Genomic DNA, 13,067 nt, shown 5'->3' on the forward strand with positions numbered 1-13,067 from the left:
ATTAATTATGCGTATCCGAACCTTTGACGAGTACCAGACAGCTTATCAGAAAAGTGTTGACGACCCTGAGGAATTCTGGGCCGAAATTGCGCAGCATTTTCAGTGGCGCAAACCCTGGACCAAAACACTGCAATGGAATTTTACCGAACCAAACGTAAAGTGGTTCATTGGTGGTAAGCTGAACATTACCGAAAACTGCCTCGACCGACACTTACCTACGCTGGGCGACCAGCCGGCCATCATTTGGGAGCCCAATGACCCTGCCGAAGCCAGCGTTACGCTTACCTATCGGATGCTTCACGATCAGGTATGCCGGTTTGCCAACGTACTCAAACGCAACGGTGTCGTTAAGGGCGACCGGGTGTGTATCTACATGCCGATGGTACCCGAACTCGCGATTGCCGTATTAGCCTGCGCCCGTATCGGTGCGGTGCATTCGGTTGTCTTTGGCGGCTTTTCAGCGCAGAGCATTGCCGACCGGATCAACGACGCCCAATGCAAAGTAGTGGTTACTGCCGACGGCGCGTACCGGGGGAACAAAGAAATTCCGCTTAAAAGTACGGTAGACGACGCTCTCATTGCCTGCCCAAGCGTACAGCGTGTCATCGTTATGACGCGGACCCGCACGCCGGTATCCATGCTGAAAGGCCGCGATGTGTGGTGGGAACAGGAAATCAAGCAAGTCACCGCCGACTGCCCAGCCGAGGAAATGGACGCCGAAGATATGCTGTTCATTCTGTATACGTCGGGCTCAACCGGTAAGCCGAAAGGTGTCGTGCATACCTGCGGAGGCTACATGGTATACGCTGCGTATACCTTTCAGAATGTGTTTCAGTATGAGCCGGGACAGGTTCATTTCTGTACGGCAGACATCGGCTGGATTACAGGACACAGCTACATCGTCTACGGACCGCTGGCTTGTGGGGCCACTTCCGTGATTTTCGAAGGAACGCCGACTTACCCGGACTACGGTCGCTTCTGGGATATTACCGATAAGCATAAGATCAACATTCTGTATACGGCTCCTACCGCCATCCGGTCGCTGATGAGCTTTGGTCTGGAGAAAGTAGACAATCACGACCTAAGCAGTTTGCAGGTATTAGGGTCAGTGGGCGAACCCATCAACGAAGAAGCCTGGCATTGGTACGACGACAACATCGGCAAAAATCGCTGCCCAATTGTCGATACCTGGTGGCAGACCGAAACGGGCGGTATTCTAATTTCACCGCTGGCGGGTCTTACCAAGACAAAGCCTACGTACGCCACGCTACCCCTGCCGGGTGTTCAGCCTATTCTGGTAGATGAGAACGGCATCGAGATCGAGGGTAACGGCGTAAGTGGTAACCTGTGCATGAAATTTCCCTGGCCGGGTATCTTACGAACAACCTACGGCGACCACGAACGCTGCCGCCAGACGTACTTCTCGGCTTATCCGGGTCTGTACTTCACGGGTGACGGTTGCCTACGCGACGAAGACGGTTACTACCGCATTACGGGCCGCGTGGATGATGTGTTGAACGTATCGGGTCACCGCATTGGTACCGCCGAGGTCGAAAACGCGATCAACATGCACACGGGCGTTGTTGAAAGTGCCGTAGTCGGGTATCCGCACGACATCAAAGGACAAGGCATTTACGCCTATGTCATCACCGATCAGCAACCATCCGATCACGACGCCGACCTAACCAAACGCGATATTCTGGCTACCGTTAGCCGCGTGATCGGACCCATCGCGAAACCCGACAAGATTCAATTCGTGACGGGCCTGCCCAAGACGCGTTCCGGCAAGATTATGCGCCGAATTCTTCGGAAGATTGCCGAAGGCGATACCAACAACCTCGGAGACACAACAACGCTGCTCGATCCCTCCGTGGTCGATGAGATCAAAACAGGCGCGTTATAATCCAGACTGTGTGTACAAAGAAAGGCCGGGCGAAAGCGTCCGGCCTTTTTTACTAGCTGGTGTTTCCAGCCAAAAGCATGTTGCCGACTAAATAGTTAATAAAAAGTGGAACGGCACGTAACAAATCAAGGCTATTTCCGCTATTGTATTAAAGCCCTACCAGACCGATCTGAGGCTTTCCAGTTACCTCCCTACCATCCGTCAAACGTAGTCGTCTTATGAAAAGCCAGCATCGTTGCCACTGCCACATTATTCCACCGTTCGTAGTCGATGAACTCAAAAAAGCAGGCGTTGATATTTCGTCTCAGGACAAAACCATCAACCGCTCGTTTCGGGCACGACGCGCCGAACAGCTTGCCTTACGGAGTAGCGAATCCGCACTTGTCGCACCACCCACGAAGAATGCTGATCGTCTTGTCTACGATTCAAAGACCACCCAGAACCAGCGCTTGCTGCTCGTGCGAAAAGAGGGCGGAGCCGCGTCAGCCGATCCAATTGTCAACACGGTTTACGAAAATACCGGGGCGGTTCGAAGCTACTACAAAGACACGTTCAATTACCTGTCCGTAGACAACCACGGAGCGGACCTGGTCCTGAACGTACATTTTGGCAAAGCGTACGCCAACGCGTTTTGGGATGGTGATGAAATGACCTTTGGCGACGGCGACGGCGAGGTGTTTATCAATCTGGCGAACGCTATCGATGTTACGGCTCACGAGCTGACGCACGGTGTTGTTCAGTACACGGCAGGTTTAAATTATCAGGGACAATCGGGCGCACTCAACGAGCATTACGCCGATGTGTTTGGTTCTGTGATCAAACAAATTGCCAAGAAGGAGACCGCAGCGACCGCCGACTGGCTTATTGGCGACGAGATTATGGGACCAACGCTCAAGGGGCAGGCCCTACGCTCTATGAAAGCGCCCGGTACGGCCTACGACAATAAGTTGATGGGCAAAGATCCGCAACCCGCCCACATGGACAATATCTACAAGGGTTCGCAGGATAATGGCGGTGTCCATATCAACAGCGGCATTCCGAACAAAATCTTTTATTTGGTTTCGGTCGGTATCGAAACGGACAAAGCGGCTTTGCTCTGGTTTGAAACGCTCAAAACGCTGAAGCCAACTACCAACTTTAAAAGCTTTAAAACGGCGGTGCTCAAGCAAGCCAAGAAACTAGCCAAGGCGGGCAGCCTACCGGCCGATACCGAAACAACTGTCAAACAAGCGTTTGAAGCCGTTGGTTTGTAGTGCATAAACACGGCTTCGACAGGCAGGCTTATGAAACTGGTGTATTCGCGCGAAGGGGGTTTATTTCCTCAGATAGCGCAAACGGAACTTCAGACAACCGATTTACCTGCTGATCTTCAGAAGGTGGTCGATACGGTTTTGGCCGACCCGACGGCTTACGAGTCTAAGTCAGCGAACAAAAATCTTCGCGATGGCTATCAGTACAAACTTAATTTACAGGAGGGTCGCAAGAAAGTCAGCCTAACATTCGACGATCTCAACCTACCCGACGACGTTCAGCCTTTAATTCACTTTCTGCAACAACGTACGGGAAAACCGTGATACCAGCGATTCATCCGACTGCTGATTTTACTGTTGAAAACGCCGGACCAAAATGCCCGGCGTTTTTTTGTAACACTAGCTTGTCAGGGGAGGGAAGTTGTGACGTCAGGTTTGAGAACCTGACGTCACCGGTCTCGGTAGTGATATCGGTTTTAAGAACCCGGCGGGCGTCCCGACGATACCTGCCAATCCGCAAGCAAGGTTCGGGCTCTGTTTTAGCTAGCTCGTTTAAAAGCCCTACGCCATTGGCCGGGTAAGCAAACCGGATTGGCTGCTTTTATAACCACGAACAAACCTAAGTTCGCGCCATTCAAACCGATCACTATGCTCAAATTTACTGTTGGTACGGCTTTCGTTTCGGTGTTTTTGCTGAGTAGCTTTCTTACCAAGCAAAAACCAACGGCGAAAACGGCCAGAGAAAACTACCAAACCTATTGTTCTTCGTGTCACGGCGAAAAAGTAGAAGCGTTCGTTGACCGAAAATGGAAACACGGCAACGAGAAAAGCGATCTGGTCAAAAGTATTTCGGAAGGTTATCCGGATTTGGGTATGCCCTCCTGGAAACCGTCGCTGAACGCAACGGAGATCGATGAGCTGGCGGACCTGATTCGGGAAAGCCTAAAAAACGTCGATCAATACAAATTCGCCAGTAAGCCGACCTCGAATGTGTTTGCCTCAGAAGGACAGACCGTTAAACTTGACACGGTAGCAACCGGCTTAGGATCGCCCTGGGGACTGGCGTTCCTGCCCGGTGGCGACATGCTGGTAAGTACCCGCTCCGGCGACATATACCGGATCGAAAAAGACGCGCAAAAAACGAAAGTAACCGGCGGGCCAACCGTGTTAGCCGAAGGTCAGGGCGGTTTGCTGGATGTCGTCCTGCATCCGGATTTCGCTAAAAATCAGCTCGTTTACTTTTCGTATTCAGCCGTAAAAAACGAAGGTGATCAGAAGCTTTCGACCACTGCCGTGATGCGGGCCAGACTGAACGGCACTACCCTGACCGATCAGAAAGTTATTTTCACGGCGCTCCCCTACTCAAAAACGCGTCATCATTACGGCTCCCGCATGGCATTTGACAACAAAGGCTATCTGTTTGTTTCGGTTGGTGAGCGGGGTAATGAAAAAGAAAATCCGCAATCCATCGCAAACGATCTGGGCAAAGTTCACCGTTTGTACGATGATGGTCGCATTCCCGAAGACAATCCGTTTGTCAAGGATAAAAGCGCCAGTGGCTCTATCTATTCCTACGGCCATCGCAACCCGCAGGGAATGCTCAAACACCCGGTCACCGGCGAAATCTGGACGAACGAGCACGGGCCACGCGGGGGTGACGAGTTGAACATTATCAAGAAAGGAGCTAACTACGGCTGGCCAGTGATTTGCTACGGCATCAACTACGACGGAAAACCGATTACCAACCTCACCGCCAAAGAAGGCATGGAGCAGCCACTCACGTACTGGCTTCCGTCCATCGCGCCGTCGGGTTTCGCCTTTGTCGATAGTCCGAAGTACCCCGCCTGGAAAGGTAATCTGCTGATTGGCTCTCTGCGATTTCAGTATTTAAACCGCTGCGTGATGGACGGCAAAAAGGTTGTTAAGCAGGAAAATCTGCTGAAGAATGTTGGTCGCCTTCGGAACATCAAGCAAGGGCCGGACGGCTACCTGTATGTCTCGGTCGAAGAGCCCGGTTACATTTTCCGACTACTTCCCGTGAATCAATAAAATAATCAACAAAGAGCCGCCGGCTGTGATGAACCGGCGGCTCTCGTTTTTACTCGTTCAGCATGACGGCCATCATGTACCAGGCCGCATGAGGAAGCCATTGTTCAGCCCACCGCCAGTCGGCGTCTTTCCCGGTCATTTTATACGATAAGTTGAAATCGATATCGTCTTCGTTGGCTATCCCCGACGTGATGCCGTTGACAATACCGCCGGGCGCATTGGTGTATTCAAACGTCCCAAAGAATCCGTAGGCCGGATTGTTATGTCCAGCACCTTGCAACATGCTGGCATCGTAGGGATTCAGGCCGAGTATCCAGTTCAGTTGATCAAGTGCAAAGCGGTCCAGACGGTCCCGCATCGGTTTATCGTCGGTGAACAGCGTAGCGGCCAAACGAGCAGCCGTTGCCATTGAACCCAGCCGCGCATTTTCACCCTGCCACCAGGGCGAGGCTTCGCTACCGTGTGGAAAAAAGAATGTTGTGCGCCGACTGCCGAGCGTGTCCTGCACCAACTGCCGACTGTAGCCAAACGGATTGTTGACTTCGTTCGTTACGGCCATTTCGTGGGTCATTGATCGCCTGACGGTTTCTTTGATGTCCTTTTGTTTCTCGGTCGAAGCTAGTGGATAATAGAACAGCAGACTGACCAATGGCAAACCAGCATCTGAGGGGTGGAAAAAGGGCCGATCCTGATCATCAGCCCGCCAGTAATCCCGGTAATTTTTCCACGTAGCGAGTCGATTGACGAGTTGTTGCGCCCGCTTATCGGCAGCTTGTTTATACACATCTTTCTTGGTAGCCTTGTATAACTCCGTAGCGGCACTCAGCGCGCAATAATCATCGACGATGTTTTCTTTGCCGTCATTGGTCATCGCTACGTTGTTTTTTTCGAGAAAGGCAAACGCGCTTTCTGCCGCTTTCAGGTAAGCCGTCGGGCTGTAGTCACCGGCCCTATCATTAGCGTAGGTCGACGCCATCGCCAAAGCGGCAATAGCCACGCCCCCACCCGACCGATAACTGACCTGATAGCTGCGCCAGTTGGTTTCGTCGGCGGCACTGGTCAGCGTCTGATCTTTGGTTTGCTTGATGCGATACGCCTTATCTTCCGCCTGAATCACCCGATCTTTCGCCAGCTTACCGGGGCCGGGCGCTTTTACCGAGCGATAAAACGAGCCGTCCTTTGCCTGCACACGAACCAGATAATCAGCCCCGTACATCGCTTCGTCCAGCAATCGACGCAGATATTGCCGGAAATCGGTTCCGGGCCGTTTCAACAGATGCTCGTGCGTTTTAAACAAACTCCAGGCGGTCAGCGAGATTTGTTGCGGATTGAAGTATGATGAGAACGTCAGGTGCGAAAGGTGTTTACCGTAGTCGCCGGTGGCGTCGTACCAACCGCCGTGTACGTCGAGCGTATCGGCAGGTCGTCCGGCCAATGTTAAGTGATGATCGGCTTTATCGAGCAGACCCGAACTGCGCTGCCCTTTGAAGTAATAAATCACATCGGACAGCGTCTGCTGTTCCAGCACATTTTTACCGATCACAAACGGGTACGACGAAATCGACTTGCCCAAGGCCGTAACCTGCACTCGATATTTTCCTTCGGTGGTGTAGGGCGAGAAATCAATGGTCCAGAAACGCCAGCTTTTCCACATATTGACGGGACCACTAAACGCGGTTTTCCCCGAATAAGCAACCTTCCCCGTTTCGGTATTGACGAGTTGAAAATCGGGAATAGGAAGCTGCTGATCCGCAATGACAATAGCCCGTTTTGCCTTACTTCCTTCGTAACCAACCTGATTAGTTAGTACCTTGATCGATTGCGCCTGTAGAAAAAAAGGAAGTTGAAAAAAAAGAGCCAGTATGCTCTTTCGAAGTACTTGTCCAGACATGGTAGAGGATGAGTTCGACGCTTGGTAAGCACGCCATTCGTTGTTATTTATTTTCCAGCTCCCCAGAAAACAGCATTCCGAAAAATCGTCACAAACGCCTTATTTTCGAAAAGATTGGGGTGATGGCCCATGAAAATATACACGTTGCGAGCTTTCATGTGCTCGTTGGACCAGACAACCGGATGATCTCCGCCCATTTTGATCTCCGAATCAGGCGAATACGTCGATTCATCAACCGTAGCCAGTACATTGACATTGGGTCGGGGACTTTTATTGTAGGTGTACCATTCTTCTTTCTGAACGTCGAACGTTGCGGGTACGCCTTTCATACAAGGATGGTTTGTCGCTTCGACATGTACCGTTGCCTTAGCGAAACTGGCGATGTAGTTTTTATACCGGATACCGCCCATAAACTCCGAAAACCAGGGCCACATCGGGTAACCGTCAAATTCGCCCAGCAGGGTAGCGTGGTGAAATCCAATCCAGCCCCCTTTGCCTTCGGTGATGTATTTCTGAAAGGCCGCTTTTGCCGCATCGCTCCACGCGTACGGCGGATAATTCAACTGAATAAACAACTGATATTTCGCCAAAAACGCGTCATTAATCGGTTCCGCATTTTCGATGTAATCGACCGTAAACTTGTTTTCGTCAGCCAGTTGTTTCAACCATTTCTTGGCAGCAGCCACAAAAGGCGCATGAACCCCACCGGCCTCTGTCATGGCAACCACCCTAAACACCGGTTTCCTGGACTGGGCGAACGTTACAATCCCATAGCAGACGAATAGAAGGACCAGCAAACTGGTGAGCGCAATAACTCGCTTATTCATGCTTTTCTCGAAATTCCAGGTGATTGGTTCGGCGCTGCACAACAGAAACTAAACAAGCGTGTCAGCACACAAAAAAGCTACAAATTGATCAGATTACCGAATTTATGGTAAGTGATCGAGCGAAGTTCTACCGGTTTCTGGCTATCACTGTGCTCTATACAAGCCGCTCGGCCTATTTTTACGTATCTTTGATAAGAATTTCACTCCTGACCCTAGCCGATTTACTTTACGAACAGCTCCGAACGGCCTGCTTGATTCGGCAGCTACTATCCTACACTAGTTTCAGGTGTTGACTCTTATTGCAGTATGATTGCCCCCACGTCGTCAAAAATTTCCCGGCATAAGGTTGCTTCTTCTTTCTTCCACGCACGACGGGTTGGTCGCTGGCTGGCTTTTTTATCCGTTTCTCTCTTCGCGTGTTCGCTAATAGGGCACGTTTTCGGGCGCTACTATTTTCTGGAATTGTTTAGTCACTTCGCTGTTCAATATCAGTGGCTATCGTATGGCTTTTTGGGCTTGTGGGCAATCTACGGGCTTGTTTACCGAAAAATGGCCACGCTGTTCCTGCCGGGTCTGTCCGTCGCGTTACTGGTCAGTACAATTTACATCAACCAAACGCCTTGGGTGGTGGGTGATTACGATACGCCTATTCAAGCCCCTACCGGCGATGTCCGCTTATTTCACGCCAACGTTCTGTACGCGCGGGAGGAGTATGTAACAACGGTCGCTATGCTACGCCAGTACCGCTCCGACCTGTTTGTGTTGCAGGAAATGACACCCGCTACCATTCGTCTGGTAACGGATAAGGTAAAAAATGAATTTCCGTACTGGTTTGCCTGCTATTCGAAAGGCGGAGTCTGGACACTGGTGGGAAGCCGAACTAGGTTCCAGGTTGATCAGGCGTTGGCTCGTCGGCTTCGCATCATTTCGCTGACGACGCAGGTACGCGGTCGGAAGGTTACGTTGTTGACCGTTCATCCACGTACACCGCTCGTTCCGACCTGGTTTCGCGAACGGAATAAGCAGTTAGCGTATGCCGCACGTAAAGCGCGAACCAATGCCACACCAACGGTTTTGATCGGTGACTTCAACATCAGTATTTTCTCGCCGATTTATAAAGATATTTTTCGGCCAGCCGACGCATCGTCAAACCGTACCACCAGCAACGGTCAGCTAACCGCAGCCCGGCGTGTCAAGACGCAACCGACCTGGCCGAGCTTTTTTCCGCTCATCAAGATTCCCATCGATCACGCCTTTGTCAACAATGGATTCACGCCATTGCTATTCCGAACCATTGACCAGTCCGGTTCGGACCATCGCGCCGTTGTCGTTGATTTGAAAATCAGATAGATTTTTTAGATTTTTTTGTGGCTACTCCTAAGATAAATAGACGATAGAAGTCAAATGCCATATCTCCAAGATATGGCATTTGACTTCTATCGTCTATTTATGCACTATCTTACTGCCTTATTTAGACGCCAGATGGGCAGCAACTTCGGCTAAACGGGTTGCATAGCCCCACTCGTTATCGTACCAGGCCGCAACCGACAGCAAGTCACCCTGTTTGGCAGTCAGCGGCAAATCGACAATTGAGGTGTGCGGGTCAGCAACAATGCGGTTGGAAGCCCATTCGCCTTCCAGCACGTCCATAACGCCTTTCAAGGGCTCCTCATTAGCCGCTTTCCGGAAGGCTTCGTTTACTTCTTCGACCGTACACTCTTTTTCGGTCAACAGGTTTAGTTCGGCAATACTGCCCGTCCGCACCGGCACGCGGTACGCTTTACCCGTAATTTGCAGGTCCGGCCAGATAAACTTCAGTGCCTTAGCCGCACCCGACGACGATGGAATCACATTTTCGGCAGCGGCCCACGAATCACGACGGTCTTTCATCGGCTGGTCGGTTAGCGATTGCGTATTTGTGTACGCGTGAACCGTCGAGAACAGTCCCGACTTGATGCCGAAGTTATCTTTGATCACTTTCACAACAGCCGCCAACGCATTGGTTGTACAGCTGGCCATGCTGATAATTTTATGCTTCTCTGGATCAAACGTATCCAGGTTGATTCCTTTCAATAGTACGGCGTCGCAGTCGTCCAGCGATTTGCTGGCAGCACTAACCAACACGCGTTTTGCACCCCGGTCAATGTGCGCCTGTGCTATCGAACGAACCGTAGCCCGGCCTGTGCAGTCGATCACCAGATCAACGCCTAACGAGCCCCAGTCGGGAATTTCTTTAGCGGAGTTGTAATAAGGAATATCCTGATCACCGATCTTAAGATGACCTTCCGTGCCACTGACCGGCTCAGGCCAGCGACCATAGTTGGTGTCTACCGAGAAAAGGGCAGCCAACGTAGGCTCGTCTTTGATGTCGGCGATAGCGACTGGTGTGAAGAGGTTGTCGCGGAGAGCAACCCGAAGAACCGTGCGACCAATTCGACCGAAGCCGAATAAAGCTATTTTGTTCATAGTGAGGTTGATAAAAAAGGAACTTGCCGTCCTTTAGCAGAACAGCTGCTTACTGAGTACGCGTACTCATTTTGACAACACACGAAAACCAATTGCTGTTTCAAAAACCCGGTTAATGATTTTATAATCCTTATTTGGGCAAACACTTATGCGTTTTAGGTAGTCATGATTAATACCAGCAGACATGCACCTTATGGCTTTATTCGTCATCGTCCGACACGGACAATCGCAATGGAACCTCGAAAATCGGTTTACCGGTAGCGTAGATACTCCCCTGACCGAGTTGGGTCGTCACGAAGCCCGCGAAGCCGGAACCTTACTTAAAGCAGACCACTTCGATAGAGGATTTACCTCCCTCCTGCAACGGGCCATTGAAACAATGGACATTATCCTGCACGAGATCGGCCAGACAGACATCCCCATCGAACGCAGCGCGGCCCTCAATGAACGCATGTATGGCGATTTGCAGGGCATGAACAAGCATGAAGCAGAAGAACGGTTTGGAGCAGAGCAGGTGTTTCGATGGCGACGCGGCTATGCCGACCAACCACCCAATGGCGAGAGCTTAGCCGATACCTACAACCGCGTCGTTCCTTATTTCGAGTCTACGATTTTGCCGTGTCTTCAAGCTGAAAAGAATGTGTTGGTTGCGGCCCACGGCAATAGTTTACGCGCACTGCTGATGAGGCTGGAAGCGATCAGCCCCGAATCGATCGAGAAAGTCGAGCTTGCTACGGGTATTCCACGGCAGTATACGTTCGACCCAGCAACGGGCGCGTTTGTGTTGCGACCAAAATAACACTGTACACAACCACACCCTCGTGATCAGACAGTACGCTTGCTTACGATAGCACACTGTTTTTCACTAATTAATCTGAGAAACGACTACGCCATCAAGCCGAGAAAAATTAAGAGATGGTGGGTAGAAGGTGGCTTAAATTTTCCTTCTTACCTAAACACCAAGCAAAGTCTAATGGTTAAGTAGACAGAAAGACAACGTTTAGCCTTTTGAACAATGGAAACACAAAACCAGAACGGTAACGGTCATCAAACAAACGGTCAGTCTTCTCAAGAAGACCAGACCTTAACCACTCGCCAGGGGCATCCGATTAGCAATAACCAGAGCGTCCGTACGGTCGGGAGTCGTGGGCCAACCACGCTGGAAAACTATCAGTTCATCGAAAAGATCACTCATTTCGACCGGGAGCGGATTCCAGAGCGTGTCGTACACGCTCGTGGGGCTGGCGCGCATGGCTATTTTGAAGCCTACGGTACAGCCGGTGACGAACCCGTTTCTAAATACACCCGGGCAAAACTGTTCCAGCAGAAAGGCAAGAAAACACCCGTTTTCGTACGGTTCTCGTCGGTTATTCACGGTGGTCACTCGCCCGAAACCCTGCGCGATCCACGCGGCTTTGCGGTGAAATTCTACACCGAAGACGGCAACTGGGATTTGGTGGGCAACAACCTGAAAGTGTTCTTTATCCGCGATGCGATGAAGTTCCCGGATCTTGTTCATGCCTTTAAGCCCGATCCAGTAACGAACCGGCAGGATGGTGAGCGTATTTTTGATTTTATCAGCAATACGCCGGAAGCAATGCATATGATTACGTTCCTCTTCTCGCCCTGGGGTATACCGGCCAACTACCGGCAGATGCAGGGGTCGGGGGTAAACACGTACAAATGGGTGAACGAAGCGGGCGAAGGTGTACTGGTGAAATACCACTGGGAGCCAAAGCAAGGCATCAAAAACCTAACGCAGGAGCAAGCCGAGCAGATCCAGGGTAAGAACTTTAACCACGCCACTCAGGATCTTTACGATGCTATCGAGCGGGGCGACTTCCCAGAATGGGAATTGTTTGTTCAGATCATGAGCGACGACGATCATCCGGAACTTGATTTTGATCCGCTGGATGATACCAAGCTGTGGCCAACTGATCAGTTCCCCTTCCTGCCCGTTGGCCGGATGGTGCTGGATAAAAACCCCGTCAACTATTTTGCGGAAGTAGAACAGGCGGCCTTCGGAACGGGCGTTCTGGTGGATGGTCTTGACTTCTCGGACGACAAGATGCTTCAGGGACGTACGCTGTCGTATTCTGATACGCAACGGTACCGGGTTGGTCCTAACTACTTACAACTGCCTATTAACGCGCCGAAGAAACGGGTTGCCACTAATCAGCGTGACGGTCAGATGACGTTCATGGTCGATGCTGCTCCGGGTCAAAACCCGCACGTGAACTACGAGCCATCATCATTAGGTGGTTTGAAGGAATCGCAGAAAGTTGGCCCAGACCATACCCCGTACGTGGCGGGTAATCTGGTCCGGCAGAAACTGGAACGGACGAACGACTTCAAGCAAGCGGGCGAACGTTACCGGTTGCACGAAGACTGGGAGCGCGACGACCTGATTAATAACCTGGTGAGCACCCTGAAACCGGCGCACAAGATTGTACAGGACAAGATGATCGAGTTGTTCACAAAATGTGATGAAGATTACGGTCGCCGGGTTGCCGAAGGTCTACGGCAAGGTAACAGCGAACAACCTGTTTTGGCAGAGACCCAAGCCGAAGGGGTGCGTCAGGCTACCGAAGATTCACAGGAAGCGCAGCCTTATTAAACTTAGATCCAGCGTCTAAACAGAAAGAGCCCTCATACACGAGGGCTCTTTCTGTTTAGTACAA

General features: G+C 51.2%; 10 protein-coding genes. 7 read left to right on the top strand and 3 right to left on the bottom strand.

What is annotated here, in order from left to right:
- Positions 1-7: 7 nt before the first annotated feature.
- The 4 genes from acs (at position 8) to M0L20_RS01275 (ending at position 5,202) form a co-directional block, all read left to right on the top strand.
- Positions 8-1,903 carry an acetate--CoA ligase gene (gene acs, locus M0L20_RS01260; RefSeq protein ID WP_232559010.1) on the top strand — a complete coding sequence of 632 codons (1,896 nt, stop codon included), beginning with the start codon at positions 8-10 and terminating at the stop codon, positions 1,901-1,903.
- 218 nt (positions 1,904-2,121) lie between these two features.
- Entirely contained in the window at positions 2,122-3,156 is a 1,035-nt protein-coding gene (locus M0L20_RS01265; RefSeq protein ID WP_232559011.1) for a M4 family metallopeptidase, read from the top strand.
- Between the two features lie 30 nt (positions 3,157-3,186).
- Positions 3,187-3,477, top strand: coding sequence for a protealysin inhibitor emfourin (locus M0L20_RS01270; RefSeq protein ID WP_248475287.1), 291 nt, complete (start codon positions 3,187-3,189; stop codon positions 3,475-3,477).
- Positions 3,478-3,801: 324 nt separating this feature from the next.
- A complete protein-coding gene (locus tag M0L20_RS01275; RefSeq protein WP_232559013.1) occupies positions 3,802-5,202 on the top strand; it encodes a PQQ-dependent sugar dehydrogenase in 1,401 nt (466 codons plus the stop codon).
- Between the two features lie 49 nt (positions 5,203-5,251).
- Here the strand turns inward: M0L20_RS01275 and M0L20_RS01280 are convergent, their stop codons facing one another.
- Together M0L20_RS01280 and M0L20_RS01285 are read right to left on the bottom strand one after the other, a co-directional pair.
- Positions 5,252-7,093, bottom strand: a complete 1,842-nt coding sequence (locus tag M0L20_RS01280; protein ID WP_248475288.1) for a glycoside hydrolase family 9 protein — start codon at positions 7,091-7,093, stop codon at positions 5,252-5,254.
- A 47-nt stretch (positions 7,094-7,140) separates the two neighbouring features.
- Positions 7,141-7,920 (bottom strand): ThuA domain-containing protein, encoded by a 780-nt coding sequence (locus tag M0L20_RS01285; protein ID WP_248475289.1) that lies wholly within the window; start codon positions 7,918-7,920, stop codon positions 7,141-7,143.
- 306 nt (positions 7,921-8,226) lie between these two features.
- Here M0L20_RS01285 and M0L20_RS01290 point away from each other — a divergent pair, with 306 nt between their 5' ends.
- Entirely contained in the window at positions 8,227-9,270 is a 1,044-nt protein-coding gene (locus M0L20_RS01290) for an endonuclease/exonuclease/phosphatase family protein (RefSeq protein ID WP_248475290.1), read from the top strand.
- A gap of 117 nt (positions 9,271-9,387) precedes the next feature.
- Here M0L20_RS01290 and M0L20_RS01295 read toward each other — a convergent pair whose 3' ends face one another.
- Positions 9,388-10,386 carry a type I glyceraldehyde-3-phosphate dehydrogenase gene (locus tag M0L20_RS01295; protein WP_248475291.1) on the bottom strand — a complete coding sequence of 333 codons (999 nt, stop codon included), beginning with the start codon at positions 10,384-10,386 and terminating at the stop codon, positions 9,388-9,390.
- A gap of 193 nt (positions 10,387-10,579) precedes the next feature.
- On the opposite strand from M0L20_RS01295, the gene M0L20_RS01300 reads away from it, so the two are divergent.
- Complete coding sequence (locus M0L20_RS01300) at positions 10,580-11,185, top strand: 2,3-bisphosphoglycerate-dependent phosphoglycerate mutase (RefSeq protein WP_248475292.1); 606 nt, start codon at positions 10,580-10,582, stop codon at positions 11,183-11,185.
- Between the two features lie 216 nt (positions 11,186-11,401).
- The gene (locus tag M0L20_RS01305) at positions 11,402-13,003 is read left to right on the top strand and encodes a catalase (RefSeq protein ID WP_248475293.1); all 1,602 of its coding nucleotides are present in this window, start codon (positions 11,402-11,404) and stop codon (positions 13,001-13,003) included.
- Positions 13,004-13,067 lie beyond the last annotated feature (64 nt).

It is taken from the genome of Spirosoma liriopis (genome assembly GCF_023196085.1).
Taxonomy (GTDB): Bacteria; Bacteroidota; Bacteroidia; order Cytophagales; family Spirosomataceae; genus Spirosoma; species Spirosoma oryzicola.